This window comes from Pseudoflavonifractor sp., from assembly GCF_050943825.1.
Classification (GTDB): Bacteria; Bacillota; Clostridia; order Oscillospirales; family Oscillospiraceae; genus Pseudoflavonifractor.
Map to the genome: position 1 here is coordinate 85,215 of NZ_JBMNPX010000007.1, position 26,692 is coordinate 111,906.

At 62.0% G+C, this 26,692-nt stretch carries 18 protein-coding genes, 1 tRNA gene and 1 riboswitch; of the genes, 8 read left to right on the forward strand and 11 right to left on the reverse strand.

All coding sequences use genetic code 11. The features are described 5' to 3' along the window. Window positions 1-61 precede the first annotated feature (61 nt). Window positions 62-3,643, reverse strand: coding sequence for a VWA domain-containing protein (locus tag ACOX7T_RS08345; protein ID WP_433441708.1), 3,582 nt, complete (start codon window positions 3,641-3,643; stop codon window positions 62-64). A gap of 35 nt (window positions 3,644-3,678) precedes the next feature. Further along, window positions 3,679-3,771, reverse strand: a riboswitch (cyclic di-GMP riboswitch). Between the two features lie 250 nt (window positions 3,772-4,021). Between ACOX7T_RS08345 and ACOX7T_RS08350 the strand changes: the two genes are divergently transcribed. After that, window positions 4,022-4,705: a DUF421 domain-containing protein gene (locus ACOX7T_RS08350; RefSeq protein ID WP_433441710.1), complete on the forward strand. Its 684-nt coding sequence runs from the start codon at window positions 4,022-4,024 to the stop codon at window positions 4,703-4,705. Continuing rightward, complete coding sequence (locus ACOX7T_RS08355; RefSeq protein WP_433441712.1) at window positions 4,702-5,082, forward strand: DUF4363 family protein; 381 nt, start codon at window positions 4,702-4,704, stop codon at window positions 5,080-5,082. The genes ACOX7T_RS08350 and ACOX7T_RS08355 overlap by 4 nt, the downstream gene beginning before the upstream one ends. Before the next feature lie 114 nt (window positions 5,083-5,196). Here ACOX7T_RS08355 and ACOX7T_RS08360 read toward each other — a convergent pair. After that, window positions 5,197-5,270 (reverse strand) — tRNA-Gln (locus tag ACOX7T_RS08360). A 211-nt stretch (window positions 5,271-5,481) separates the two neighbouring features. Next, a complete protein-coding gene (locus tag ACOX7T_RS08365; protein ID WP_433441714.1) occupies window positions 5,482-5,604 on the reverse strand; it encodes a hypothetical protein in 123 nt (40 codons plus the stop codon). Window positions 5,605-5,778: 174 nt separating this feature from the next. Between ACOX7T_RS08365 and nrdR the strand changes: the two genes are divergently transcribed. Continuing rightward, on the forward strand, window positions 5,779-6,234 hold the full coding sequence (gene nrdR, locus ACOX7T_RS08370; RefSeq protein WP_433441716.1) for a transcriptional regulator NrdR: 456 nt from the start codon (window positions 5,779-5,781) through the stop codon (window positions 6,232-6,234). Between the two features lie 67 nt (window positions 6,235-6,301). On the opposite strand, the gene ACOX7T_RS08375 is transcribed toward nrdR, so the two are convergent. From ACOX7T_RS08375 to ACOX7T_RS08410, 8 genes are all read right to left on the reverse strand, one after another. Next, window positions 6,302-8,854 carry a hypothetical protein gene (locus ACOX7T_RS08375; RefSeq protein ID WP_433441718.1) on the reverse strand — a complete coding sequence of 851 codons (2,553 nt, stop codon included), beginning with the start codon at window positions 8,852-8,854 and terminating at the stop codon, window positions 6,302-6,304. 4 nt (window positions 8,855-8,858) lie between these two features. Further along, on the reverse strand, window positions 8,859-10,514 hold the full coding sequence (locus ACOX7T_RS08380; protein WP_433441720.1) for a hypothetical protein: 1,656 nt from the start codon (window positions 10,512-10,514) through the stop codon (window positions 8,859-8,861). A 26-nt stretch (window positions 10,515-10,540) separates the two neighbouring features. Beyond that, on the reverse strand, window positions 10,541-11,092 hold the full coding sequence (locus ACOX7T_RS08385; protein WP_433441722.1) for a hypothetical protein: 552 nt from the start codon (window positions 11,090-11,092) through the stop codon (window positions 10,541-10,543). Between the two features lie 3 nt (window positions 11,093-11,095). After that, on the reverse strand, window positions 11,096-12,766 hold the full coding sequence (locus ACOX7T_RS08390; RefSeq protein WP_433441724.1) for a hypothetical protein: 1,671 nt from the start codon (window positions 12,764-12,766) through the stop codon (window positions 11,096-11,098). A 92-nt stretch (window positions 12,767-12,858) separates the two neighbouring features. Then, a complete protein-coding gene (locus ACOX7T_RS08395; RefSeq protein ID WP_433441726.1) occupies window positions 12,859-16,173 on the reverse strand; it encodes a tubulin-like doman-containing protein in 3,315 nt (1,104 codons plus the stop codon). A 54-nt stretch (window positions 16,174-16,227) separates the two neighbouring features. After that, window positions 16,228-18,528 (reverse strand): tubulin-like doman-containing protein, encoded by a 2,301-nt coding sequence (locus tag ACOX7T_RS08400; protein ID WP_433441728.1) that lies wholly within the window; start codon window positions 18,526-18,528, stop codon window positions 16,228-16,230. Between the two features lie 47 nt (window positions 18,529-18,575). Continuing rightward, window positions 18,576-18,740, reverse strand: coding sequence for a hypothetical protein (locus ACOX7T_RS08405; RefSeq protein ID WP_433441730.1), 165 nt, complete (start codon window positions 18,738-18,740; stop codon window positions 18,576-18,578). Between the two features lie 35 nt (window positions 18,741-18,775). Next, on the reverse strand, window positions 18,776-20,905 hold the full coding sequence (locus ACOX7T_RS08410) for a vWA domain-containing protein (RefSeq protein ID WP_433441732.1): 2,130 nt from the start codon (window positions 20,903-20,905) through the stop codon (window positions 18,776-18,778). 394 nt (window positions 20,906-21,299) lie between these two features. Here ACOX7T_RS08410 and ACOX7T_RS08415 point away from each other — a divergent pair, with 394 nt between their 5' ends. From ACOX7T_RS08415 to ACOX7T_RS08435, 5 genes are all read left to right on the forward strand, one after another. Beyond that, window positions 21,300-22,502: a transglutaminase domain-containing protein gene (locus tag ACOX7T_RS08415; protein WP_433441734.1), complete on the forward strand. Its 1,203-nt coding sequence runs from the start codon at window positions 21,300-21,302 to the stop codon at window positions 22,500-22,502. A 69-nt stretch (window positions 22,503-22,571) separates the two neighbouring features. After that, complete coding sequence (locus ACOX7T_RS08420) at window positions 22,572-23,474, forward strand: DNA/RNA non-specific endonuclease (protein WP_433441736.1); 903 nt, start codon at window positions 22,572-22,574, stop codon at window positions 23,472-23,474. A gap of 15 nt (window positions 23,475-23,489) precedes the next feature. Beyond that, window positions 23,490-24,803, forward strand: a complete 1,314-nt coding sequence (locus ACOX7T_RS08425; RefSeq protein WP_433441738.1) for a type IV secretory system conjugative DNA transfer family protein — start codon at window positions 23,490-23,492, stop codon at window positions 24,801-24,803. A 14-nt stretch (window positions 24,804-24,817) separates the two neighbouring features. Then, window positions 24,818-26,089 carry a hypothetical protein gene (locus ACOX7T_RS08430; protein WP_433441740.1) on the forward strand — a complete coding sequence of 424 codons (1,272 nt, stop codon included), beginning with the start codon at window positions 24,818-24,820 and terminating at the stop codon, window positions 26,087-26,089. A gap of 15 nt (window positions 26,090-26,104) precedes the next feature. After that, on the forward strand, window positions 26,105-26,626 hold the full coding sequence (locus ACOX7T_RS08435) for a hypothetical protein (RefSeq protein WP_433441742.1): 522 nt from the start codon (window positions 26,105-26,107) through the stop codon (window positions 26,624-26,626). Window positions 26,627-26,692 lie beyond the last annotated feature (66 nt).

Below are 26,692 nucleotides of genomic sequence, written 5' to 3' on the forward strand. Positions count from 1 at the left end.
GGAGCGCCTGAACTCAGGCGCTCCCGTCTGCTGTTTGGATTTGTTCCGGCGCTCTCTGCGGTTAGTTCTCCTTACGCTTGAGCAGGATAATGCCCGCAGTACCGGCGGAAGCCATGGACAGAGCCAGCATCAGCATGCCCGCCACATACAGCGGGTTGACGGTGGTGCCGGTCTGGGGCAGGTTGCCGGTGGGCGTCTCGCCGTCGCCGATATCCACTTCCTCACCGGGATCGGTAGGATCAGTGGGATCAGTCGGATCGGTCGGGTCAGTGGGATCCGTGGGGTCGGTGGGGATATCCGGATCGCCGCCGCCGGGGGTCTGGCCGTCATCAATGTCGGTCTCTTCGGCCACATAGTACACATTGATGACTTTATTGCTGTTGAGGACACCGCTCAGCGCGTCGCCGCTGGTGCTGTCGTAGGTGTAGCCGTCAATGGCAATGGCGTCATACTCGGTGACATCATAGCGGCTGCCCTCAATGCGGCTGGGCGTCTTATAGCTCTCAGCAATCTTGTCACCGGTCTCCTTGTCCAGATAGTTGACCGTGACAGTGTAATAGTCATAGCTGGAGCCGCCGCCACCGCCGCTGACGGTGTAGGACACGGTGGGCTTGCCGAATTCTTCCGCCTCGCCCACATTGCCCAGAGAGTCCACGGGATAGAGCACCGCGCTGTTGTTGGTGTACAGGCCGTCGTAGCCCTTGCTGCCGTCAGCGTCATACTGGCCGTAGGTACCAGCAGCAGTCTTGGGGTTGGTCAGCTTTACGGAGTAGGTGAGCTGGACAGTGGCATCCTTGGTCACAGGCACGTTGATCTCCCACACGATGTACTCGTCCTCCACCTGTCCGTTGCCGCTGGTCTGTTCGTCGGTGGCCCCGTCAGCATAGTAGTGCAGGACATAGCGATAGGTGGTGGTTCCGTTCTCCTCAATCGGGCCGAAGCCGTAGGTGGTGTCGTCAATCTTGACCTTATCCAGAGCAACTCCGCCCTCGGTGAGGGTCAGCTTGTCGATGCTGTTGACAAAGTCGAAATTGTAGTCGTCGCCGTAGCCAATAACGTCCACTACCTTGGACCCGGCATCCACCAGCTGGATCAGGCTGTCCTGAACTCCGGCAAACGCTTTTTCCATGGAGTCATCAGCGTCTCCCGTATTGACCTTATACAGATCGCCAACCTCACCCGTCCAATCCAGGAAGAGATTGGAAACCGTGTGTACCGCTGCTTGATCCGGATAATAGTCATAGGCACCGACTGTAATTAAATGCACACCATCCGCCGCAGCCTCCACCATCTCCTGAGAGGCATTATAGGTGCCCTGCTCCATGTTGGTGAAGGGATAGACCTCCTTGTTGCTCCAGTCCGAGGTGCTGTAAATGTATGCGTCGCCCATTCCGTCCTCTTTTGTGCCCTTTGTGCATACAGTAGCGGACTTGTTAAAGGCCTCCACCTGCGTTCCGTACTGCTCCCGGAAAGCAGCAAAGCTTCCAGACGCTATGCTGTACATCCCAGTCAGATTATTATTATACATATGGGAGTCTTCCTGGGCAGTGCTGTCGAAGAACCGTCCACTTTTATACGGCTTCGTCACAGAAGCGCCATCTTCATCCAGCCAGTAGAAGGCACCGCCGTCTGTCAGCAGAATGAGATACTTCTCTGCGTCATCACGCCCGGAAGCCAGCATCTCTCTGCCAGCCCGTACACCGGCCTGAATATTGGTTCCAGAACTAGCAAAGATGAAACCGGGGAGGTTAAATTCCTCCAATGTTTTCAGCGGAACTGTGTCGCTTGCTGTATTTCCAAAAGTGACCAGTCCCACACAAATATCAAGATTTTCCTTTTGCTTCAACTGTTCCAAAACGCTTTTTATATTATTCTTATATGTATTCCACCGACCGAATGATGTACCATCCGCAACAAATACCACATCCATCTTGGGAGCGTAGCCTGCCGCAGGCAGGGACAGGGTAATCTGGGATTCATAACTGGAGTTCAGGTTGGTGGCCGTCTTGGACTTGGAGACCTCCCAGTCAGGAGCGGGAGGATCGGGATCAGGATTTCCACCCTCATCCTCTATGGTATAGGTCAGCTGGGGCACAGGGAAAGCCACGGTGCCGCTGCCGCCTTCCGTAGAGGTGTAGTTCAGAACAGCGCTCTCATTGGTGGGCACAGTATAGTCGCCCGGCTCCTCGGCCTTATTGACCAGCGTCAGGCCGTAGGAGAGCTTCACGCCCGCGGCACTCTCCACGGGGACGTTGATGGTCCACACCAGCTGTTCCTTCTCCGTATCAGTGGCAGGCTTGTACTCCACAGTGTAGGGATAGACGCCCTGCTTATCGGCTGTGCCGAAGTTGATCAGGTTCTCATTCTCCGCATCTGCCGTTCCGGTCAGCTCAGTGCCGCCCACGGTCAGCTTAACAGTGTCCAGACCGCTCAGGTCAAAATCGTCCCCAATGATATCGGTCACAGAGCCGCTCTGGATGGTATACAGAATCGCGTCCTTAATCCCGGAAAAAATCTCTTTCGCATTGGCATTAGAGATGCTGCCCTCACCGGAATTGGTGCTCTGGGACTGGCAGTAGTTCATCAGCTCTTGGCCCCAGGGGTAGTTCTCCCAGTTGGAGGTATTGTCCGCGCCGTTGCCGTCCAGTTCGGGCACGGCATAGGCAAAGCTCTTGTCAAACTGAGCGGCCAGCGTGGTATAACCAGTGGCGGCATAGTACAGGGCAAACTCCGGACCACAGGCGTAGGTATCCTCAGCCACAGCCTGTTGTTCCTCCCAACCCTGATAGATGTAGGTAGTGACATAGGAGGTCTTATCGTAGGATCCGTCCGCACCATATGCCTTTACATATCCGTCCTGTCTGGTGGCCTCCATTCTGGACGCCACATCCGTCAGAAAAGCGCTAAAGCTCCCGTAGAGGCTTTCCACCGTCGTGCGGGCGCTGTTATCTGTATGAGGATACAGGTCCACAGGGTGAAGCATCGTCCAGGTGTCCGGTCCGGTCTGGATGCTGCCCTCTACTGCGTCCCCCTTGGCATTGAGTCCGGCAACCGCCACACAGTAGGTCTGACCGTCCTCGTCCCAGACATAGGTGATACCGTCGCTGAGGGTGACCAGATACGTGGTGTCATACTCCGCAGGAAGGGTAGTCAGCTCAGACTGGGCTTTCTGGATACCGGCGGTCATATTGGTGCCGCTGGTGGTTGCAGCGTTGACAAAGTTGGCCTTGGTGTCCTCCAAGTCTGCGTCATTCTGAATGTCCTTCCATCCGGTTGCCGTCGCCGTGCCGGAGAAGATCACCACATTATAGAGAATGTTGGTATTGGTTTTGGTCTTCAGTTCGTCCAGCATGGCGGCAGCCTCGTCCCGCATGCCCTGGCTGGTGGATTTATCCAGCAGGAACATGACTGCCACATTTTCCTTCTCCTCTGTCGCGCCCACAGACAGGGAGACGGTCGTCTTGTCGTTTTCATCCAGCGGTGTGGCGGTCTTGTCCACCGTGACCCCTTGCTCCGTCACCGGACCCGGGTTTCCGCCGGAGGACTCTGTGCCGTTTGCCAGAGCGGCAGTGCCCAGCAATCCCAGCACCAGGCTCAGCGTCAGCAGCATCGCCACCAATTTCTTACACTTCTTTGCCAACATGTTTCAATTCCCCTTTCAATCCTTGAGGTTGAAAATGCGGCAGTCGGACGGGCATGGCGGACAGGGCGCGCCGCTTTAGCCTCCTGACTTTGCGTCCCGGTCTTTCGGCCGGTTTGCCCTTTCGTTACCGGAAGAATTCCTTCATTTTCAGTACCTTTTCGTCCCTTTCAGGAACAAAAAACACGGTACCTTACTTTTCTCTTCCGTCTGTGAACCCACTATACCATACAAGAGTTACATTTTGGTCACATTTTAAAAAAAGTTTTGGAAATTTTTTCTTTTATTTTCTTATTTTTCGTTACCGTTTCTTTTCCCTGCATATTATGCCGCCGGGCGGTGATACTGACTTTAATCGAGCTGTCTTTGGGAGGTTTTCTCATGGTCATTGCCTTTCTGCGCACCATCATTCTCTATCTGCTGATTATCGCCGGAGTGCGGCTGATGGGCAAACGGCAGGTGGGTGAACTGGAGCCATCAGAGCTGGTGCTGGCCCTTATCATCGCAGACCTGGCCGCTGTACCCATGCAGGACTTCGGTATCCCTCTTCTCTCCGGTATTATCCCTATTCTGACGCTGCTGTGTATTACTATGATCATCTCAGTGCTCACCATGCGCAGTGTGCGTTTTCGGGCCATCATCTGTGGAAGGCCCAGCATCATTGTGGAGGACGGAAAAATTCTGCAAAAGGAAATGAAAAAGAACCGCTTCACTGTGGATGAATTGATGGAAGAACTGCGAATGAAGGGTGTCTCCGACATCAATACGGTTAAATACGCCATTCTGGAGACAAACGGGCAAATTTCCGTTCTGCCCCGGGCCGGTGAGCTGCCTGTAACAGCCAGTCAAATGGGCATACAGACAGCGGAGCCAGGGCTGCCGCTGGTCATCATCAATGACGGACGGATTCTGGACCACAATCTCCGTGCCAGAGGGCTTAACCGCACCTGGTTGGATCGGCAGCTGGCTGCCCACAAGATAACCTCCGCCGGAGATGTATTTCTGCTCACTGTGGACGGGCAGAATCAAATCTATCTGGCGGCAAAGGATGTGACTGCCAAATGAAACGGCTTTGGATTGCATGTGGTATTCTGGCCGCCCTTTTCGCCGCCACGCTGTACAATGCCGGTTATCTGGACCGTCTCACCGCTTCCCTCGCCGACCAGCTCACCCAGGCGGAGGCCTGGGCCGAGGCCGGCAACTGGGATGAGGCTGCCCGGCTCACGGAAGAAGCCTTCCGGGACTGGGAATCCCACACGCTGTACCTTCATGTGCTCCTCCGGCATGCGGATACCGATGATATCAACAGCGGATTTCAGGAGGTAGGGGAATTTATCACCTGCGAGGAGAGCGGTGAGTACTCCGCTGCAAATGCCCGCCTTATCACCCAAATCAGACTTCTCTATGAGGCAGAGCAGCTCTCGCTGAAAAACATTCTCTAGCATGATATGTATCATATAATCAGAGGCCGGTATCCTTCCACAGAGAAAGGATACCGGCCTCTGATTGTTTTTGAAAAAAAAGAAATCTGGAATCGTTTGATTCCAGACTTCTTTTGGCAGCGGGAGAAGGATTCGAACCCTCACAAACAGAGTCAGAGTCTGTCGTGCTACCCTTACACAATCCCGCTATTTCGTTTCGCTCACTCGCAAGCGCAGGATTTATTATACCAGAACCTCGAGATTTGTCAAGAAGAATTTTGAAATTTTTTTATTTTTTTTGCACTGGAATCTATCAGGCTCTTTTGGGCTGTTTTTATGCCTTTTTCCCCGCTTTTCTCCGGCAAAAAGCCGTCCGGAAGTGAGGCCTGTGCCTCGCCTCCGGACGGCTCCGGCTGCGGCTTAGTACTGCTCGGGACGGTTGCTCTTGTTCTGAGCCTGGTCCTTCTTCTTGTTCTGAGGATTCTGACCATTGGTCTTATCCTGAGGACCCATGTTGGTTTTGTTCTGCTTTTCGTTCTGCATAAAGCTCACCTCGCTTTCACTGGACCTATTATTCCCCCTGTACACCGGGCCCTATACTCAAAAACTTCACTCTGGACAAAATTTTTTCCAAAGAAGTAATACCACATTTGTCCAGCCCGTGTTATACTTATTGAGACGAGCCCCACGACATATTTCAGATAGGAGGAGTCGGCCATGAGATGCCCCTTCTGTTCCAACCCCGAGAGCAAGGTTGTGGACTCCCGCCCCTCAGACGAGGGCGCCAGCATCCGCCGCCGCCGGGAATGCCTGGTGTGCCACAAGCGCTTCACTACCTATGAGACCATGGAGAGCCTGCCCATGGTGGTAATAAAGAAGGACGGCAGCCGCCAGACCTTTGACAAGAGTAAGCTGCTCAACAGTATGATCCGCGCCTGTGAGAAACGGACCGTCCCCTTTGATACCCTCAGCCGCATCGCTGACGAAATCGAGCTCACCCTCCAGAATGAGATGGACCGCGAAATCCCCTCTGCCCGCATCGGTGAGCTGGTGATGGAAAAGCTCAAGGACGTGGACGAGGTATCCTATGTCCGCTTCGCATCCGTATACCGTCAGTTCAAGGACATCAGCACCTTTATGGAAGAGCTGAACAAGCTGCTCAAAGAGCGCTGAACCTTCCCGCTTCAAAATGAAAAGACACCAGAGACTGCCCGTATCCGCAGTCTCTGGTGTCTTCTTTTTATTCCGTGTCGTCCGCTGAAGAGGATTGCCGCGGCTTTACAGTGTCTGTCCCGCTGTCCTCCCGTATGGAGTCAGAGGGCTCAGGCTGTCTGGGCGTTACCATTCCCCCGCTCTGGCTGGGAGAGGGACTGGCACTCACCTGCTGAGAGGGCACCACCTGCTTCTCACTCTCCGAGGGTGCCGGGGTGGATTCCACGTCCTCCGAGTGGCTGGGCCGGGGAGCGGGTTCGCCGCTCTGCTCCGTGCCCGGCGTTTCGGAGGGCTGGGGCTGCGCTGTTGCCGAAGATATAAGCAGGCCGAGTGCCATACCAATCACCAAGAGAAGTGCGGCCGCGGAGAGCATAAGGGCTACAAAAGCGGGGCGCAGCTTTCTCTGCTTTTTGACGTGTTTTCCGTTTCTGCGGCCTGTATCCCTGCCCAACAGGTCGAGGTCTCTGGTGTCCAGTACATCCCGCAGGATTTCCTCATCCTCCGGGTGTATCATACCGGAGTCCAGCAGGGCCCGAAGTACCTCCCGGTCGTACCAGCCGTCCGTGTCCCGCTTGCCGTCCAGCACCACCGGCTGGAGCATCTCCACTGTCTCCAGCACCTTGGTCAGCCTCACACTTCTTGCCTCTCCGGCATCCTGATACCAGAGATGCAGCTTGATCTCGCCCACCTTCTGCTCGATCATCCGGCAGGCCAGCAGCTCGGAGTACAGCGCCGCCCAGTTCTTCCCGGTCTCCAGCCACACGCCCAGCCGCTGTTTCCCCCGCAGAACCTTGAACAGCTCCGTCAGCCGGTCCAGCAGGCGGGGCCAGGCCTCGCCCCACTTCAGCTCCGCCGCCTGGAGCAGCTCGGCCACGCCTGCGTCACGATAGCCGTTGTCTTCAAAATAGTCCAGAAGGCGGTACAGGCATTCCTCGTCCTGCTTCTCCATCTCCAGATAGGCCCGGTAGCTGGTCATGCTGTCCAGCATCTTCCGCCGCTCCTCCAGCTGCTGCTGCCAGCTCTGATACCACTTCTCCAGCGGCGCAAGCTCGGCGCCTCGTCCCACGAGGCCGGATGCCTGGGCGTAAAACTCCCGCACACTGCTCTCAGACAGTCCGGAGCGCTCCAGATGGTCTGCCGCCAGCTGAGCGAGCTTGCTCAGACAGCTGTACCGGACACTCTCCTGGCAGGGCTTCAGCTGCTCCACCAGCGTCCGCAGCCGGTTCCAGTCCCATCCGGCCGGAATGGCCCGCTCGAACTCCTCCTGGCGGCGGCGGTTGGCCGCCTCCGTCTCACGGCGCAGCACTTCCCGGCGCTCCCGCACCGCCGCCTTGTCCAAAACGCCGTCCTCACCGGCGCTGCGGCAGCGGTCCAGCCGCTGCGCGTCTCCAACAAGCTGTTCCAGTGTGGGCTGTCCCGAGGTCAGGATACGGTTGAGCAGCTCGGCTGAGAATACCTTGTCCAGTCCCCGGCCCAGGACGCGAAAGACCGTCTCATAGGCCGCAAGCCCTTGGTCCAGCTCCTCCGGACCGGTGGCCCTGAGCAGGGCTTCATCCTGCCGCAGAGCGCCCTCCAGCGTGCCCGGCGTAGTCAGGCGGGCACGGACCTCCTCCTCCAGCCTGCTCCGCTCCCGCTCGCTGAGATGCTGGCCCAGCTGGCCGCAGTACTGCTTGAGCGCGGCGCAGTCCAGAGGCTTCAGTCTGAGCTGATACTGCCGCCAGAAGTTGACATAGCGTTCCTCCGTCAGCCGTTCCAGCGCCTCGTCCCGCTCCAGCTCTCTGGCAACGGTCCGGAGTATCTCCGGATTGAACGCCGCAGCGTGGATAAGCTCCGCCGTCTCGGGCCGGAGGCTGTGGCTCACCGGCCATGTGCTGTCATCCAGCCGGATGGCGGTCCGCCCCCCGGCCCGCACCGCAGTGCCCTCCGGGGCAAAGAGAACCGCAAAGCTCCGCTTGCCCATCTCGTCCGGGTTGGTGGAAAAGCTGAGATAGCGCCACAGGCCGGTGGGCACGCAGCTGAGAATGCGTTCCATTACGGTACGGCAGCAGGCGGCATAGTCCTCGCTGCCCGGGATCAGGATGACCAGGCTGCCGAAGTCGTTGGTCATACCCCTGGAGAGACAGCAGCAGGCCAGGTCCGCCTGCTGGTCCGGCGTGAGAGAGAGCTGGCACAGGGTCTCCCGCAGGCCGGCCCCCCGGCGGGGCCAGCCGCTGCTCAGCTGTGTCCGCTGATCGGCTACGCTCTGGAAGTCCTCCTCCCCCGCGAAGCGGAAGAAGGCCAGCTCATGAGCAGTACCGCTCTCAAACCACTGGTGGAAATTTTCAAAGAAGGCCGCGTGCTGATAGACCGCGTCCACCGAGCTGCTCTTCTGGGCGGCGCTGTACCCCGACACCAGCAGACGCCGGCTGCCGCAGGTGACGCACCGCAGGGTCTGGTTCCCCCGGCTCCGGTCCCCCGGCAGTGTGCCGCTAAGGCACTGTTCCTCCTCCTCACGGGTCAGCACCCCCGCAGGACAGGAGAAGCTGCGGTACTGTCCGGCGTGTCCCTTCAGGATTTCACCCGCCAACTGTTTTCCGCTCATACTCTTACCTCCTTCCGAACAGGCCGCCCAGCAGGCCGCCTCCGCCGCCATGGCGGTTTCCGTGAGAGCGGTAGCCTCCGGCACTCCGGCCGTACATACCTAGATTCTCCCAGCTCAGCTGGTCCGCGTCCTTCCGGCCCTCCCGGTTCATAGTGTAATACTCTGTGTTCCCTTCCGACACCGGCAGGTAGCCAAGCATGGCCAGCATCCACAGGAAGGGCGCCTCGGTCTGGAAGGGACGCTTCTCTCCGGTGGGGGTTCCGTCCTCCCGGAAGCCGTGGCCATAGTTGGAGGTGGCCAGGAAGGTGTGGACGGGAAAATGGGTCTCAAACTGCTCAATGAGCCGGAGGTTCTGCTCCCGCAGGTAGGCGCGCAGCTGGTGGGCCCTGTCACAGAAGTCCTTGGCCCGCAGAATGGTGCGCTGCTTTCCCTCCACGTCCAGCCAATCGCCGGTGGCGCCGGGACGGTAGCCGTCCCGGTACAGGATGGAGCTGATCCGCCCCTGGGACTCAATGGTGTCGCTCTTGCCCAGCAGGAATACCACCGGCACATTGGGACGGAACAGGGTGGCCAGCTGGCTCATGCGGGCTATCAGCTCATTGGTGGGCGTGGCCTGCCGTCCCGCACTGTATCCGTACTTGGCCTGGTCGGCCTTGTCCTCGTCCCGGATGCTGATCTGGCGCAGCTCCAGCTCGTCGGTACAGTACCAGACGCAGTCCACGTTCTGATAAAAGTTCTGATACTCCTTGAAGATGGCGTCGGACACGCCCAGCCGCTCCCGGTCCAGGCTGTACTCACCGGGCAGGTCCACAACCGTGAGAATCAGGTTGGTCTTCTGGCCGATGCGTACCAGCACGGAGAAGCGGGGAATGGCCTCCATGCTGCCGGTCTTGGTGGCTGCAACCTTCCTGTTGGCGCTGTAAGGCTCCAGGCAGTTGGCTTCAAACTGAATCCAGCTCTTATCGCCCTTCTCCCGCACCTCGCCGCCATCCACTGTGCGCACGCCGTAGCTCTCCCAGCTGATGGCGCAGGCCGCCCGGTCATGGATGAATACGTCGGCACAGGCCGCCAGGGCGGTGGACTTGGAGATGCGGGGCCCGCCCAGCACAGTGAGCACCACCTCGGGATACCGCCCGGCCCAGTAGGACATGACGCCGCCGCAGTGGGGACAGTGCCGCTGGTCGGCGATCATGTTGCCCTTGGCGTCGCGGATGGCGGTGATCCGCACATCCCCGTCCCCCTCCTTGTAGTACTGCACCTCCAGGCGCATCATATATTTCTGGGCGGCAAAGCTGTTGCCCCGAATGAACTCCAGCAGATCCCGGTACTCGGCCGGCACCTCGCCCCGTTTTTCACGCAGTCTCTCCTTCCATATGGATGCCAGAATCTCCAGCATGCCCCTGGACACGCCCTGGGCTCCGGTGTCGGTCAGCTGGCCCGAATACGCCAGCAGCTCTGCCTCGCAGTAGAACGTGGGGCCGTGGCCCTGATTGTGCCAGTAGTTCACCAGGCCGTCAAAGGCACCGTAAAACCGCTCCTTCTCCTCCTGTGTACACCCGACAAAGTACAGATCCTTCCATTTTTTGAACTGCTCGCTCAGGTCAAAGCACAGCTCATGGCTCTTGCTCTTCTTTCCGCAGTAGGGACAGATACACTCCATCGTTGCTCTCCTCTCTCCTCTGCCTGTCACGGCCGGTCAGAGATATCCTCCAGTTTTTCCGGCAGCACCAGGATTTTCTTCAGGGACTCCGTCCAGCTCAGCTTCACCGGCAGCTCCCGCCGGGTCCGCAGCAGGAAGGATATCTCATACCGCTCTCCCATGTCCCTGGCCTCCGGCAGGGGCACGGCGCCGAACACGCCGTAGTCCAGGCTGCAGTCCCCCGCCCGCAGGGGCAGCGGGCTGGTAATGACAACCCGCTTGAATCCGCCCTGTTCCCGCTCCATCCGGAGCTCCACGCTCTTCTGCCGGCCGAAGAACACCTCCTGCGGCGGCGTCAGGGCCTCGCCGCTGTCGCAGTCGGAGAGAAAATAGCGGTACAGCCCCTCGGGAAGCCGGGTCTCCAGCTTCCTGGGCCGGTAGTCCTGGGCCGGATATACCGTCATCTCCAGCGTCCTGGCCCGGGTGCTGCCAAAGCACTGGATCGGCTCGATGACCAGTCTGGCCTTTCCGCGGCCTCCCAGCTCATGCTCGGTCCAGGTGGCCAGGTACAGCTGGTCCTCAAACAAATTCAGCTCCACCGCTCAGCCCTCCTCTCCAGCCTGGGTGCGCAGGCTGATCCGCAGCTCCCACAGAAGCCGCCGCCCCAGTCCCTGCACCGGCAGCACACGCACACTGCCCGTGTTGCTCCGGGCGGTCAGCACGCCGTTTCTATCCTCAAACAGAGGCTGTCCGGTGCGGCTTCTGCTCTCTTTCAGCAGTCCCACGCTGTCCCCGTCCCACAGGAGAACGGTCTCCTCCAGGCCGGCGGCCCGGAAGGCCTTCTCCGCCCGCTTCCGGGCACTCTCAGCCAGCACCGCCGCATCCTCGCCGGTAAATTCCGCCTGGCTGTACAGCCCGGCCAGCAGGGTGGACGGCGTCTCCTGCCGCCAGTCCCCCAGCAGGCCCGCCGGCTCCCGCCAGGGCCCCAGCTCCATGGCGCCCAGGATGGTCAGCGCCCGGGTCAGCTCCTCCCGCTTCTCCCGGGCCTGCCGCACCAGGCCGCTGTCCACGCTGAAAAATTCGCTGACACACCCCCACCAGGCCGCCTCCAGGCCGCTGCGGACGCAGCCCTCCCACAGCTTCAGCTCAGGCTCCGCCGCCGAGAGCAGCTGGGCGGGGTGGGAACCGCGGACCGTCAGATCACGGCCCAGGGCCTCATCCAGTTGGATTTTCTGCTGATTCTGCGCTGCTCTGGCCTGTTCCTGGAAGTAGAGGGCCAGTCCGGTGGCCTCGCCGGTCAGGAGCCGGAGGGACTGACGGAAGCAGCGCTGCTTCAGCTCCAGCTGCCTGATATAGTCACTGCACACCCTGGGCAGCACCGGCAGCACCCGGTCCAGCAGCCACTCATGGGGCGCCCGTCCCTCCGGACGGCCGAACAGCCCCTCCAGCGCCGCCCGCACCGTAATGGTCCGCCCAGTGTCCGCCTCGCCCCGGAGGGCCCGGGCCATCCGCCTCATCAGGCCCTCCTCCGGCTCCAGGCGCTCTGCCAGAGCTTCCGCGCCGGTGACGGGCAGGTTCTGCAGCAGGGGCACCCGCCCCAGCAGCGTCTCCAAATCCCGCTCCGTGGGGCCGAACTCCTCCCGGAAGTGTTCCTTCTCCCGGGCCTGTTCTCCCTCGGTCAGGGCCTCCAGCTTGTCCCGCAGCTGCCGGGCCAGATCCCGCTCCACCGCGCTGTGGAGGGTAGCCTGGAGCCGCGCGGGCACCTTCAGGTTCCCGGAGATGAGGCTCTCATCCGCGCTGCCCAGGAGCAGCAGAGCGGTCAGCGCATCCGCCGCGCCTGGTATGCCGGGGTCCGCAAGCCAGAGACGGCCCACGCCGTCGTGGGTACAGTCTGCCTCCGCCGTCAGCCGGCACTGCTCCACCCGGATGGGCAGCCGTCCCCGGAAATCCGCCGTCAGTGTGTCCAGTCCCACGGGCTTCTCCCCGCTCCATACCCACAGCAGGTACACGCCGTCGGGGCATACCACAGCTCCCTCTCTCCGCTCCTCCGCCAGGTTCTCCAGGCAGGCGCGGAGGGCCTGCTCCGGCGTATCTCCCAGAGGACAGGGGCGGTACAGAGCCCGGAAGGGCGCCGTGGCGCCGCACAGACGGGCCGCCGCGGCATCCGACTCCCTCCAGGCCAGCACCGCCGCTCTCCTCCGGGGCAGCAGGTCCATGCGGGGCAGGACGTTCTGCACACGGCCCCGGAGCGCTTCTCTCAGATTGTATTTCACCGGCAGTCCACCTCTCTATCTGTACTGCAAGGCCGGTCCGGCGCCGGGCGGGGCCTCGTGGCCCTGCCCGGCGCCTCCGGCACGGGGTTTGATTACAGCTGCTTGATCAGCCAGTCGTAGAACTTGCGGATCTCCTCCGCCAGCTCACTGCCTGCCTCCTCCTCAAAGTCCCGGGAGGCCATGGGGTAGGCAATCCCCAGCTCATCGCTCTCCTTCTTCAGCGCCCGGATCTCCTTGAGGTACGCCTTCAGCTCCGCTCGTCTGGTCTGGATGGCCTCCAGCTGGGCGTCGGTGGCGTTGTCCTCCTGGTCGCTCAGGGCGTCGGTGAAGCTCTGATAGTCGTCGTCGCTGAGGGCGTAGAAGGCCTGAGCCGCGTAGTACTCCTTGCAGTCCCGCTCCAGACGGCTGGACAGCTTGCCGCCCAGGGGCTTCTCGTCGCCCAGCTCCATGTTCCAGCAGTGGCGCAGCTTGTTGTATTCGATGAGCCCGCTGGCCAGACAGTCCACAAAGGTCTGCTTCCGCTTGCCCGACTTGGCCTTGATGGCGGCGGCGGCGTTGCGGGCCTCCAGCAGCTGCCTGAGCTCCTCCGCCGCGGGGAAGTCCGCCTTCAGCTCGGTCCACACCGCCATCTTCCGCCGCAGGCCGCTCTCGGCCAGCCGCTCGCCCAGGTCGGCAGGGGCGGGCTTGTCGGTGGTGGTCATGACCTGGTTGACATACTTCAGGTCCTCCCTGCGCATGGCGGGCTTGAGCAGGCCTTTGGCATCCTTGATCTTCCTCTCCGCCAGAATGCCGCACAGCTCCTCCATGGTGCAGGACTTGCTGTCGTCCAGCTCCGCCGCCGCCAGCAGGTCGGCCGCCGACACGTCCGGATTTGGCAGATAGAGGGCGTACTCCGCCGTGGCGCCAGTGGCGGTGGGATTGGTCCGCACCACCATGCCCAGGTCTCTGGCCTTGTTCAGGTCCTCCGCGGCCTCCTTGGCCAGATCTGCCTCCCGCAGATCCCACTCGGGGATCTGCCCGTGGAACAGGGTCTGGTTGACCAGGTTGGGGAAGCGGCTCCAGTCCCGGCCGTTTTCGCCGTGCTCCATGTGGAAGCCCACCTCGTGGGGATTGGACTCATAGTCCTTCTCCGCCTGCTCCACCCAGGACAGGGCCCAGGCGGGCACGCAGATGTACAGCCGGTAGAGGACAATCTCCTCCCGGGCGGAGCTGCGGTACACGCTGCCCGGGTCCACCACGTTGTGGCTGGTGGCGTACTTCTCGATGTGCTGGTCCAGCCACTTGCAGCCGTCGGGCACGGTGAGGTACTTGTTGCACCCGCAGCTGTCCAGGGAGAAGCTCTCCCGGGTCCGCAGCAGGGGGCTGGCGTTCATGCTCAGCTGATTGACCAGGGTCTGGGCGGCGGTCTCCAGGGGCTTGTGGCCGTCGGGATCCTCCTCGGGGGGCAGTTCGGGCACCACCGCGTCCTTGTCGCCGGAGTAGAGCTTCACCAGGAAGTTCTCCATGGTGGCGTTGACCACCTGGCCGAACTCCTCCTGGATAAAGTCCCGGATGAGCTTGGCCGCGTCGAAGGCCGCCTGGCTCTTGCCCTGGGGCGGATCCAGCTGGGTCCACTCGTCCTTCTTGCTGCACAGCAGGTCCACGAACTTCTTGGCCTTCCGGGTGACCTCCTTCTCGGGGATAAGGTCGTCCAGGTAGCTCATCACTACTCCGGTGGCGCGGGCGCCGCCGGTCAGGTCGATTGGAGACCAGGAGAAGGAGCGGTGGAACATGGCCTCATGCTCCTTGGAGTCGGTGAGGAGACCGGCGTTCTTCTTCAGCAGCCTCTGCAGCTCCCTGATGACAAAGGTGTACACGTCGTAGAGGCCGGTGCCCATGGGCAGGACCACCTTCTGGTCCAGCTCGTTGTAGCGGTGCTCCGTCCGGGCCCAGTCCTCGTTGGTGCCGAAAATGCCCTTGGCCTTGGAGGCTGCGTAGTTGGCGAACTTGCCGTCGGCATAGAGCACTTTGTGGATCTCGTTCATCAGGTTGACCATGTAGTAGGGGCCCTTGCTCTTGAATACCTCATCGGCGCGGGCCACAAAGCGCTCCCGGAGGCTGCTCAGGTTCTGGGCCGCCTTGACCTCCTTGGGGGAGAGCTGGGCGTCCACCAGGAACTCCTCGGCCGCCTCGCTGTCCGCCTCGCTGCACTTCTCGAAATTCTCCCACACCTTGCCGAACACCTTGTTGGCCACATAGACTGTCATCAGGTCGATGGGTACCACGCAGGAGGAGTAGCCGATGACGTTATAGCAGTAGTTGGCGTCCCGGGGGAAGACCCGGTGGCTCTGGCGGCCCACTGCCTCGCCGCTGAGGGCGGTGCGGTTGGAGAGGAAGGAATCCACCAGGAAGGGCTTGCTGCCCGCCTTGGCCTCGGTGGTGGAGATCAGGTTCAGGATGGAGTTGGCCACCACTTTTCTGGCGGTATCGGCCGGATCGCCGAAGAATACGCCGCCGTCCGCGATGCCCTCAACAAGGGTACAGAAATCAAAGATATTTTCCTTGATTTCCACATCAAAGGTGCCGTACTGGTGGCGGAACACCTCGCCCCGGCTCTGAAGGCCCATGAAATAGTCGATCTCCTTCAGGGCGGCGTAGGCGTTGCGGTTGCCCTTCTTCTTGCGCACCGGGTCGGGCTCGTTGCCGCAGGCGCTGGGCAGCATCAGGTAGGCGGACACGCCGGTGTGCTTGTATCGGTCCTCGCTGATGTTGAAGATGATCTGCCGGGTGAGGAAGGGCAGGTCCACCATGGTGCCGCTGCCGGTGCCGCCGGCCAGGCCGGCCAGGAAGAACACGTTGAGCCGCACGCTGGCGGGCTTGCCCACCAGCAGGCGGTTGATAGCGGTGGTCAGGCCGCTGGTAAGGGCGGCGATGGTATTGGGCTGGCAGAGACGGACACGGCCGGGCTGACGCCAGGCGCCGGCGCCTGTCTCGTCAAAGCCGGACTGGGACGGGGCGGTGATGGCCATGCCGCCCGTCTCATCGTACAGCTTGGGGTCCACCCAGGCCTTCATCTGAGGGGAGATTTTGGCCGGGTTGATGGACTCGTGGGCCCCCTCGTAGGGGAGCCGGAGCACCTCGGTGCTGTCAAAGCCCCGCTCATTCTCCAGCTCGTCCAGCTCCTTGTGGGCCGCGTCCACCGCCAGGAAGGCGGTCTTTTCCGCCAGCTCCAGGGGGTCCACCTTCCACCGCAGCTGGTCCCGGATGGTGCACAGGGTCTTGTGGCCGTTGCCGCCGCTGCTGATGAAGAGGAACACCTCATCCGCCAGCTTCCGCTTGTGGGTGGAGATGACGCCGGTGCCGTCCAGATAGTCCAGCGTCTTGAGATTGGCTTCTACCTTGCGCTTCTGGGCATCATTCATGGGCATGGATATCCTTCCTTTCTCTCTTCTGCTCAGGTGATATGGGACGGAGAACCGGACTCAGGCGTTGTCCGCCCGGTCCGGACTCCGGAAACGCGTGAGTTGGTTCATCAGGTTGGGGAAGCGGCTCCAGTCCCGGCCGTTGGCACCCCGCTCCATATGGAGCCCCGCCCGGTGAGGATCGGATTCATACTCCTCCTCCACCTGCTCCACCCAGGACAGGGCCCAGGCAGGCACGCCTCTGTAAATGCGCAAAAGCGCGATCTCCTCCCAGGCCGAGCTGGGATACACGCCGCCCTGCTTCACCCCGCCGCAGCTGGCGGCGTACCTCTCGATATGCCTGCCCAGCCACTTGCAGCTGTCGGGCACGGTGAGGTAGCTGCTGCAGAAGCAGTCATCCAGGCTGAAGCCCTCCCGGGTCCGCACCAGCGGGCGGGCTTTCATGCTCAGCTGGCTGACCAGAGCCTCGGCCACAGCCTCCAGCGGCTTGTGGCCGTCAGGGTCCCGGTCCGGCGGCTGCGTTGGTACCTCCGTGTCCTTGCTGCCGGTGCAGAGCTTGACCAGAATGTCCTCCATGGTGGCGCCGGCCAGCTGGTCGAACTCCGCCCGGATGAAGTCCCGGACAAGTCCGGCCGCGTCGAAGACTGCCTCTTCCCCTCTCTGGGTCGGGTCCAGCTGGGTCCACTCGTCCTTCCTGCTGTACAGCAGGTTCAGGAATCTCCCAGCCTTCCGCTCTATCTCCGCCGCGGAAACAAGTTCATCCAGGTAGTCCCTCACCGCGGTGTCGGTGAGAAGGCCAGCGTTCTTCTTCAGCAGCCTCTGGAGCTCCCTGACGACAAAACTGTACACTTCGTAGAGACCAGTGCCCATGGGCAGGACTACCTTCTGGTCCAGCTCGTTGTACCGGCGCTCCGTCCGTGCCCAGTCCACGTTGGTGCCGAAAATGCCCTTGACCTTGGAGGCAGCGTAGCTGGCGAATTTGCCGTCGGCATAGAGCACCCTGTGAATCTCGTACATCAGGTTGACCATGTAGTAGGGGCCCTTGCTCCGGAACACCTCGTCGGCATGGGCCACGAAGCGCTCCCGGAGACGGTTCATATCCTGGGCTGCCCTGACCTCCTTGGGGGAGAGGTTGGCGTCCAACAGGAACTGCTCAGCCGCCTCGGCATCCGCCTCGCCGCACCGTTCGAGCCTCTCCCACACCTTGTCCAGCACCTTGCTGGCCATGTAGGCCGCCATCAGGTCGACGGGTACCCCGCAGGAGGCGTAGCTGATGATGTTGTAGCAGCAATTGACATCCCGGCGGTTTGCCGCCTCCACAACTCGAATATCTGTATGCGGTAAGAAGACAACGGATAGAGGAAGCTGTCTCCCTCTGTATTCAGCGGCGGAAAGCAGATCCACAATGGAGTCTGCCACCACATTGCGGGCTGTCTCAGCCGGATCGCTGAAGGGCGCACCGCTGTCATCGGCCCCCTCCGCCAGGGTGCAGAAATCGAATATATTCTCTCCGATCTTCACCTCAAAGGCGCCGTACTGGCGGCGGAACACCTCGCCCCGGCTCTGGAGGCCCATGAAATAGTCGATCTCCTTCAGGGCGGCGCATGCTCTGTGGTTCCACAGCTTCCTGCGCGCCGGGTCAGGCGCGCGGCCGCAGGCGCTGGGCAGCATCAGGAAGGCGGACACAGTGGTGTGCCTGTACCGGTCCTCGCTGAGGTTGAAGATGATCTGCCGGGTGAGAAACGCCAGATCAACCGCAATGCCGCTGCCGGTATTGCCGGCCAGGCCTGTCAGCAGAAACACGTTGATGCGCACGCCGGCGGGCTTGCCCGCCAGCAGGCGGTTGAGGGCGGCGGTCAGGCGGCCGGTGAGTGCAGCAATGGTATCCGGCCGGCAGAGCCGTATATGGACAAGCTGCCGGGAACTTCGGTACGCCGCACAGAAATCTGTCTCACCATGGTCTGCGGCGCCCATGCCGCCCATCTCATCGTACAGCTCAGGGGGCAGCCAGGCCTTCACCTGGGGGGAGAGCCCGGCCGGATCAACGAACCCCTCGAAGGGGAGAGGGAGCACCTCTGTGCTGTCAAAGCCCCGCTCCTCCTCCAGCTCGTCCAGCTCCTTGTGGGCTGCGTCGTCCACCGCCAGGAAGGCGGTCTTCTCCTCCAGTTCCTCAGGGCTCACCTTCTGCCGCAATCGGTCCCGGATGGCGCACAGCATCTTGCTGCCGGTGCCGCCGGCGCCGAGGAAGAGAAACACCTCATCCACCAGCCTCCGTCTGTGGCCGGAGATGACGCCGGTACCTTCCAGATAGTCCAGCGTTCTGAGATTGGCCTCCACCCTGCGCTTTTGGACTTCCGTCATGTGCATCCCCCCTCTTCTGCTTCCATGGTTGGTACGGAGGGCCGGACTCAGGCGTCATCCGCCTGGTCCGGGCTCCGGGTGTCCTCTGCATTCTCCTGCAGCTCTGCCTTTTCCCTGAGCTGCTTCATGAGGACACTGAGCGTTCTGTGCCCTGCGCCTCCAACGCCGATGTACAGATACTTCTTGTCTGCCTGCTTTTCCGCTTTGTCCATGGACAGCTTCTCCTTTCTTCTGCTCAGAGCCGGGCTCAGAAGTCATCCTCCTCGTCCGGCCGGTGGAAGTCCACCTCAATGGTCAGGCCGCTCTCGTCATTCCGGTAGATCTCGCCGCCCAGGGCGCGGCTGTCCTTGCCGTAGCGGTAGGTCTCATATTTGGTCCGGCCGCTGGTGCGGGTGGTGATGCGGATGCGGTAGCGGTCAGAGGAGAGCTCGTTCTTTGCCGCCTGTACCGCCTTGACGATCTGCTGCATGCCGGTGCTGCTGGAGCCCGGGTCAATGCTGGACATCACCAGGTTGTACAGGGTAAAGGAAGTGCCACGGGGCGGGGAGACGGTCTCCACGCTGTACCCCTGGCCGCAGGCGCAGGTGACGGTGAAGTCGCCGCGGAGATAGCGGGTCCGTCTCCGCAGCACCACGGCCGCGGCGATGATCAGCACCAGCACCACCAGAATCAGGGGCAGATAGACCATCAGGCTGAAGGTGACCTCCACCGTGCCGGGAATGTCCCACACCTGTCCCAGGCTGTCCACCGCGTGGACGGTAAAGGACGCCTCACCCTGGCTCAGGCCCTTGACGGTAATGATTCCGTTCTCTCCGGGGATCATGTCCAGCCGGTCCTGGGGGTCCCACTCGGCGCTCTCCACCGTCAGGGTCACATTGTCCCAGCCGGCCAGGAAGCGCTGGCGCAGATCCACAGTGATGCTCTCCTTATGACCCACAGTGATGTAAACAGGGTCGCCGCCCATGGTAAACTCCATGGTCTGGACGGCAGTGCGGGCCATCTGGGCGGCAGTCACCGACGCCTCGGCCACATACCGGCCGGGGGCGGGGACGGTGACCTCGCCCACCAGGGCGTTTTTCTCCTCGTCATATGTCAGGGATACGGTCTGGCTCTCTCCTCCCGCCTCAGGCGTGACGGTGCAGACGGCGCCGCTGAGGCCGGTGTAGAACTCGGCGCTCTGGGTCTCGTCCATGTAGAGGGCCTCCACCTTGATGTCCGCGCTGCCGCCGTACACCTGAGTCTCCATCCGGAGGGTGATTCCGGTGACAGGCACCAGGTTGACCTTATAGCTCACCTCTCCCTCGGCGCCCATGGTCCACACTCCCTGGGCAGGTGCCATAATGGTCATCATGGCGTAGCCGTTGCCACGGACAAGGCGGACGCTCTCTCCGTTGAGATCCACCTGGTTGCCGCTGGGGTCCCACAGGCCCAGGCCGCCGATGGCGCCGTCGGAGATGATGTAGATATTGGCGCAGAAGATGCCGGGGCTGGTCAGGTCCACATCGTAGTAGGTCCAGCCATTCTCGTACCAGGGCGGGAGCGTTGTGCTATCAGAGCCCATCATCATGCCGAAGATGGCGGTGTAGAACTCATTGACCTCCTGGCGGGAGTCGGTGATGAGGTAGTTGACCCGAGCCGCCGCGGTGGTGTCATCGCTGTCGGGGAGCATCAGTCCGTCTCCGGCCTGGGTGCTGTTGGCGATGTTCCAGATCTCCGCCCGGCCCTGGGCATTGATCCGTCCCTGGTAGTTCAGACCCACCACATAGATCTCGCAGCCCATCTGCCGGGCCGCCTCCAGGCCCTCGGCCATCATGGCGGAGGAACGCGCCATCCCCTCGGCGGAGAGTGCGTCGGTATAGCCGTCGGTGAACAGGATGATCATGTTCTTCCGCACGCCGTCCTGGGTGTTTTTGATCATCTCCGTGCCGGAGAGCACCGCCCGGCCCAGGTCGGTGGCGCCGGTGTTCACCTTATCATAGGTGATGGAGTCGATCTTCTCGGTGAGAAAGCTCACCTCAGTCTCAGAGGCCAGCTCCACCGGGATGGTCTCGGTCTCTGTGTCCGCACTGAAGGAGATGACGCCTACCTTGGAGCCCTCTCCGCCGGTACCGGAGGCCTGGCTCATCAGGCTCTCGGCGTACAGGGAGTTGACGAACATCCCCGCGGCGGATACGGCCAGCCGCTCCGGGTCGGTGGCGTTCATGGACCCGCTCTTGTCAATCAGCAGGACAATGTTGTAGGGCTGATATCCGCCGGTGCTCTCCGCTGCGCCCGCGCTGGGGACGCCCCAGCCCAGACAGCTCCACAGCAGGCAGAACGCCGCAGCCAGAGCTGTCAGCCGCAGCCGCATCAAGGCAGCGCCTCTTCTCTTCTCCATCTCATGTTCCTCCCTCAATTAATTGCCTTAGTTTTATCTCATCTCTTCCACATTATCTATTATTCTACTTTTTATGTGAAATATAGACAAATTGTAAGGATGTTCTTTTCCCAAGTCAATATCACTAGGTTTATAATCGAAACTTTATTTTTATCCGTTTTTTTCCTTTTCAGAGTTTCTATTCCATTGTATACTGTTGATAAAATTCCACCTTGTTTTGGCCTTTGACAAAAAAAACGGGGTGCCGCCACGATTGTCATGTTTCTAAACAAAAAAATTTTTATTTCCCTTCCGCTGTGACAATGGCTGCCCCGGGCCGTTCTCTACATGTAAGTACGGCCGGATCGGCCGGCTGCTATTTCGCCGGTTCTCCGGCAGAAGGAGTGGATCATTCATGAAACGTATGCTTCGCCTCTGTCTTGCCGCCGCCCTCTTCCTTCCCCTGCTGCTGTGCAGCGGCTGCGCTCCCTTTTTCTTCTTCCGTCCCAACTCCTCCGCCAGCTCCCAGGCGCCTGTGGTCTCCCGGCCCGCGGCCTCTCAGCAGCAGCCCGTTCTCTCTGCCGCCCCTTCCGCCGTACAGTCCGACCTGCGCTACTGCCGGCAGCTGCTCAGCGGGAACGAGCTGGACCTCTATCTCCGGGTGCTGGAGGCCGTGCAGAACGCAGAGCCCATCGTCACCTGCTCCAGCTCCGACCTGGACACCATGCGCCGGATGGTGGACTATGTGCACGCCGATTACCCCGAACTCTTCTGGCTGCTGGGCGTCAATGCGAGCACCATCACCACTGTGAACGGCGTGCCCACTGAGGCGACCATTGAGTTCCGTTACAGCGAGGAGGCCGCAGATCTGGCCGCCGCCCAGGCCCGTGTGGAGGCGGCCGCCCAGGAGTGCCTCAGCGGTATTGACCCCGCCTGGAGCGATTACGACAAGATCAAGGCCGTGTACGACTGGGTCATCCGCCGCACGGAGTACGACGTGGAGGCTGCCGACCAGAGCCTGTATACCGTCCTGGTCAGCGGCCGGGGCGTGTGCGCCGGCTACGCCAGGACCACCCAGTACCTGCTCAACCGGCTGGGCATCCCCTGCACCTATGTGACAGGCACGGCCCGCGGCGGCGCCCACGGCTGGAACCTGGTGCTGGCTGACGGTGACTGGTACTACCTGGACCCCACCTGGGGCGACCCCCTCTTCTCCGACGGCGAGAAGGACCCGGACTATGTGTCCTACAACTACTTCTGCGTCACCGGTGAGGAGCTGTTCCAGACCCATACGCCAGACGATACCTTCCCCCTCCCCCAATGTACCGCCACGGCCTGCAACTACTTTGCCCGCAACGGCCTGCTCCTGGACCGGTACGACTACGACACTGTGCTGGACATCATGCGCCGGGCGGTGGCACAGCGGCAGGACGCCTCCTTCCGCTTCACCTCCTCCCAGGCCCTGGCTCAGGCGGTGGAGGCGCTTACCAGGCAGTACGATCTTCTCGACCTGGTGAAGGATGCCGACGGCGGCGCCGGTATCCTGGACATCAGCACAGTGCGCCACAGCACAAATGAGGAGCTGAACATCTTCACTGTCTACTTCACCTTCCGATAAACCTGGTTAATTGACAGCCCTGCCGGACCACTTTAAACTAGTGGAAAGAATATGTCAGAGGTGCAGACTATGGGAAAAGCGGACTATATCTCCAACGGCTACGGCTACCGCACCGACGAACAGGGGCGGGTGATCCAGGCCTACGGGGAGCTGCGTCTGACGGACGACCCCCAGCGGGACGGCAAAGCCCAGCGTGAAGCGGGCGGCGCCGCCCGCCAGCCGGGGGATGACGGCGGGCACTACATCGGTACCCGTTTCGGCGGCAGCCCGGGGGCAGAGAACCTGTCCGCCCAGAACCAGGTGGTCAACCGCAGCGACTACAAGCGGCTGGAAAATTCCTGGGCCAGGGACCTGCAGCAGGGCAACCGGGTGTTCGTCAACATCGAGAGCAGCTATCCCGGCAGCCAGGACCGGCCCGCCGTCCTGTCGGGCACCTACACTGTGGTCCGGCCCGACGGCACCACCTTCACCGACCACTTCTCCTTCACCAACGAGAACATGCACACCGGAGATTTGGCCAAAGATGTGGGCGGCCTGGACAATGCGCCGGTGAGCCAGCTGCCTCCCGGCGTCACCCAGGCCGACCTGGAGGACAACCTGAAATACGACCAGGGCCGGGTGTTCCAGAAAAACGACCCCAACGCCCTCAATGTGACCATGGCGGAGGAGTTCCAGGAGCTGGCCCAGCCCAGGGCGGAGGCTCAGTTCAAGTCCGGCGTGTCCTCCCTGTCCGTCCAGGAGGAGACAGGCGGACAGGGCCAGGGCGCGGCCGCCGGGCAGACTGGGACCTCCTTCACCTCCGGGGTGTCCGCCCTGTCCGCAGGTGAGGACGCCGCCCAGTCCTCCGGGCCCTCCGGCGGCTTTGCAGCCAGCGTGGAGGCAGTCTCCGGCCAGGAGGCCGGGGCCGCCCCGCCGGCGGAGGGCGAAAGCCAGGGCGGCGGACCCTCCGGCGGACAGGATATCGAGCCCTGAAAGGAGCGGCACACAATGGATCTGATTCAAACTGTACTGAGGGGCCATGTCCTGAGCCAGGGCGTCCCCCCTTCCCCCTCCGCACCGCTGGTCAGCCTGCCGGGCACCTGCCGGGGCAGCGCGGATGCCGTCCGGCTGGATGAGGAGCTGCTCAGCCGGAATTCCCTCTTTCTGGGAGGCAGCGGCACCGGCAAGACCAACGCCATCCTGCTTCTGCTGTACCGGCTCTTCTCCTCCATGGGGCCGGACGACGTGGCGGTGGTCTTTGATGCCAAGCGGGACTTCTTTGACCGGTTCTACACCCCGGAGCGGGGGGATCTGGTGCTGTCCGGCTCCCCTGCTCTGCGGGATGTCACCGCCGTCTGGAACCTCTTTCCCGAGCTGACCGCCGGCGGTCTGGACGAAGAGGTGCTGATTCAGAGCATCAACGAGAACGCCAAGGCCCTCTTTGCCGGCCGGGGCTCCACCCAGCAGCCCTTCTTTGTCAACTCCGCCCGGAACATCTTCAGCGCCTGGCTGCTGGCCATGCTGCGCAGCGCCAAGGCTGACCCGGCTTTTGGGGACCGGGAGTGTAACAACCGCACCCTGCGGCGCTACTTTGACCAGGCCGGCGCCAAGCAGTACAGTGAGCTGGCCGCCTCCTATCCGGACCTGGGCGGCATCAGCAAGTACCTGGGAGACGGCAAGAACCTCCAGGCTCTGGGCGTAATGGGCGAGCTGTCCTCCATGGTCCAGGACCTGTTCCAGGGGGTCTTTGCCCGGCAGGGCGACTTCTCCATCCGGCAGTTCATCCGCCAGAAGGGCGGCCGGGTGCTCTACATCGAATACGACCTGGCGGTGGGCGAGGCCCTGGCCCCCATCTACTCCCTGCTGATGGACCAGGCCTTCAAGGAGGCCCTCAGCCAGGAGCGGACACGAGGCAACGTCTATCTGGTGGTGGACGAGCTGAAGCTGCTGCCCCACCTCCAGCATTTGGATGACGCTGTCAATTTTGGTAGAAGTATGGGAGTAAAAGTTATCGCCAGCCTCCAGAGCCTGTCCCAGCTCTACGACCTGTACGGCGAGCACAAGGGCCGGGCCATTGCCACCGGCTTTGCCTCCCTCTTCTCCTTCCGGCCCAATGACGCGGTGAGCCGTGACTTTGTCCGGGAGCACTTTGGCCGGAATGTGGTGCTGGAGCAGCTGCTGGGCAGCCGCGCCCCCGCCCCGGAGCGCCGGGAGGGCTGGGCGGTGGAGGACTGGGACCTGTCCGCCCTGAACAAGGGAGAAGCGGTGGTGGGTCTTGCGGAGGCCCCGCCCTTTCTCTTTCACTTTGACCGCTTTCGCTGACAGGAGTGTACATCATGTCCAACTTCCTTCTTGATATTTTTTCCAGCGCCGACGCGGTGCGCCAGCGGCAGCTGGAGGAGGTCAACAGCCGCTCCCGCCTGCCCAGCCTGGGGACCCAGACGGACAAGTTCTTTTCCACCTACCGGCGGGCTCTGCGCTCAACCGTGGTGTCCGGCGGCAGCGCCCCCTTCCGCGGAGCGGCCATCCACGGCATCCTGCGGCAGTACGCCGCCCAGGGCGTGCCCACGGTGGTGCTCCACTGCGGCAGCCCCTGGCTGTCCTGTTCTGCCATGTCGGCGGGCGCTGTGCTGCCCGACGGGCAGCTCTTCCGCTGTGACCCCCTGCTGGGCAGTTCCCCGGAGGGTGCCGCCGAGCTGCTCACCGATCTGAGCGAATCTCTGAACCCCAACAGGCCGCCGCTGGGCGGGCTGTGGGACCTGCTGCTGGAGGTGTGCTCCCTTCGGGGCAGTCCCCTTACCCTGCCCGCCCTGTGTGCCCTCACCTGCCGGAGTTTGCCGGAGGAGATCGCCCGGCTGAGCCGGGAGGGTCTGCTGGACGGCAGCCGGGCCTGCGCCCTGCTGGATCAGCTCAGCGCACTGCCCTCCGGCGCTCTGGAGGCAGGCGACCAGCTGCTGCGCAAGCTGCGGCGGGGGGCCATGAGCGGTCCCGAGACCCCGGACTGGGAGACTCTGGGCATGGCCCAGGTGGTGGAGCTGGGCGGCCTGGCCTCCATTGACCTGGTATCCGACAGCAATCTGGCCGCCAAGGAGCTGTGCTTCCTGGTGCTCCGGCGGCTGATGGAAAACGGGCGGCGGTTCCTGGTGGTGTGCGACGGGCTGAGCCTGTCCGAGCAGACCGTCCAGATGGAACAGTTTCTCCGGGGCGCCGCGCCGGGCATCCGGTTCCTCATCTCCGGGCCGGACGTGCCCGTCCAGCTCCAGGCCCGCCCCGGCCTGATGGAGAGCGTGATGAAGAGCGGCGACGGCGGCGCCAACGCGGTTATCTTCTTCCACACCTCCCACACCGGCAAGGAGTTCTGGCTCCAGTACCTGGGCTCCTACCGCCACCGCTATCTGGAGCAGAGCTACTCCCGCACCAAGGACAGCGCCGCTGTTCTGCGCCACAGCGAGGGACACAGCGCCGTCATCAAGGAGGAGACCCGGGGCGTGCTGGAGGAGGAGGAGCTGCGTACCATGCCGGAGAATCAGGCCGTGGTGGCCATCCCCGCCGAGCGGAAGCGGGGTATTCTGGTCTTTCAGGGGCTTCGGCCCGTGGGAATCTCATAAGAGGAGGTCATATCAATGATGCTGAAACGGGAACTGCTCCGGGTGGGATTGTGCGCCGCCGCCGGGCTGGTCATCGGTCTGCTGTACGCCGGACCCAGTGCCATGGCGCCCTTCGCCTTCTACGTCATCGGTCTGTTCTACGGTATCCGCTTCGTGCTGCCCGCCCTGCTGGGCGCCCTCAAGACCCTGGGCAACGGGAGCGTCATGTCCATCGCCTTTAAAAACCCCATCGGTGTCATCATTCTCTTGATTATCGCTCTTCTGGCAATTGGCATTCTGGTCACCGTTGCCTGGATCGTCGGTATTTTTACCGCTGGTCTGCGGCTGTGGCAGGCCTTTCAGGAGGACCGGACCATGGGTACCACTTTCCGCCCCCACATCCCCACCGCCGGGCGGTCCCGCCCCCGGGCCGGGAGCACCTCACGCCGCAAGGATGATTGGGATGACGACGGCTGGGATTCCAGCCCTGCCGGTTCCTCCGGCGGCAGCGGCGGCTGGGGCAGCGATGACTGGAACAGCGACGGCTGGGACGACTAAAAAACAGCAGCCCGGCAGGCCAATGGCCTGTCAGGCTGCTGTTTTTGCAGGTTAGATGTATTCGTG

Bases quoted from the DNA above. Each gene is read 5' to 3' on its own strand.
- ACOX7T_RS08410 (WP_433441732.1), bottom strand. From the start codon at position 20,905: ATGGAGAAGAGAAGAGGCGCTGCCTTGATGCGGCTGCGGCTGACAGCT.
- ACOX7T_RS08425 (WP_433441738.1), top strand. From the start codon at position 23,490: ATGGATCTGATTCAAACTGTACTGAGGGGCCATGTCCTGAGCCAGGGC.
- ACOX7T_RS08405 (WP_433441730.1), bottom strand. From the start codon at position 18,740: ATGGACAAAGCGGAAAAGCAGGCAGACAAGAAGTATCTGTACATCGGC.
- ACOX7T_RS08415 (WP_433441734.1), top strand. From the start codon at position 21,300: ATGAAACGTATGCTTCGCCTCTGTCTTGCCGCCGCCCTCTTCCTTCCC.
- ACOX7T_RS08350 (WP_433441710.1), top strand. From the start codon at position 4,022: ATGGTCATTGCCTTTCTGCGCACCATCATTCTCTATCTGCTGATTATC.
- ACOX7T_RS08435 (WP_433441742.1), top strand. From the start codon at position 26,105: ATGATGCTGAAACGGGAACTGCTCCGGGTGGGATTGTGCGCCGCCGCC.
- ACOX7T_RS08420 (WP_433441736.1), top strand. From the start codon at position 22,572: ATGGGAAAAGCGGACTATATCTCCAACGGCTACGGCTACCGCACCGAC.
- ACOX7T_RS08355 (WP_433441712.1), top strand. From the start codon at position 4,702: ATGAAACGGCTTTGGATTGCATGTGGTATTCTGGCCGCCCTTTTCGCC.
- ACOX7T_RS08375 (WP_433441718.1), bottom strand. From the start codon at position 8,854: ATGAGCGGAAAACAGTTGGCGGGTGAAATCCTGAAGGGACACGCCGGA.
- ACOX7T_RS08395 (WP_433441726.1), bottom strand. From the start codon at position 16,173: ATGCCCATGAATGATGCCCAGAAGCGCAAGGTAGAAGCCAATCTCAAG.
- ACOX7T_RS08430 (WP_433441740.1), top strand. From the start codon at position 24,818: ATGTCCAACTTCCTTCTTGATATTTTTTCCAGCGCCGACGCGGTGCGC.
- ACOX7T_RS08365 (WP_433441714.1), bottom strand. From the start codon at position 5,604: ATGCAGAACGAAAAGCAGAACAAAACCAACATGGGTCCTCAGGATAAG.
- ACOX7T_RS08400 (WP_433441728.1), bottom strand. From the start codon at position 18,528: ATGACGGAAGTCCAAAAGCGCAGGGTGGAGGCCAATCTCAGAACGCTG.
- nrdR (WP_433441716.1), top strand. From the start codon at position 5,779: ATGAGATGCCCCTTCTGTTCCAACCCCGAGAGCAAGGTTGTGGACTCC.
- ACOX7T_RS08380 (WP_433441720.1), bottom strand. From the start codon at position 10,514: ATGGAGTGTATCTGTCCCTACTGCGGAAAGAAGAGCAAGAGCCATGAG.
- ACOX7T_RS08345 (WP_433441708.1), bottom strand. From the start codon at position 3,643: ATGTTGGCAAAGAAGTGTAAGAAATTGGTGGCGATGCTGCTGACGCTG.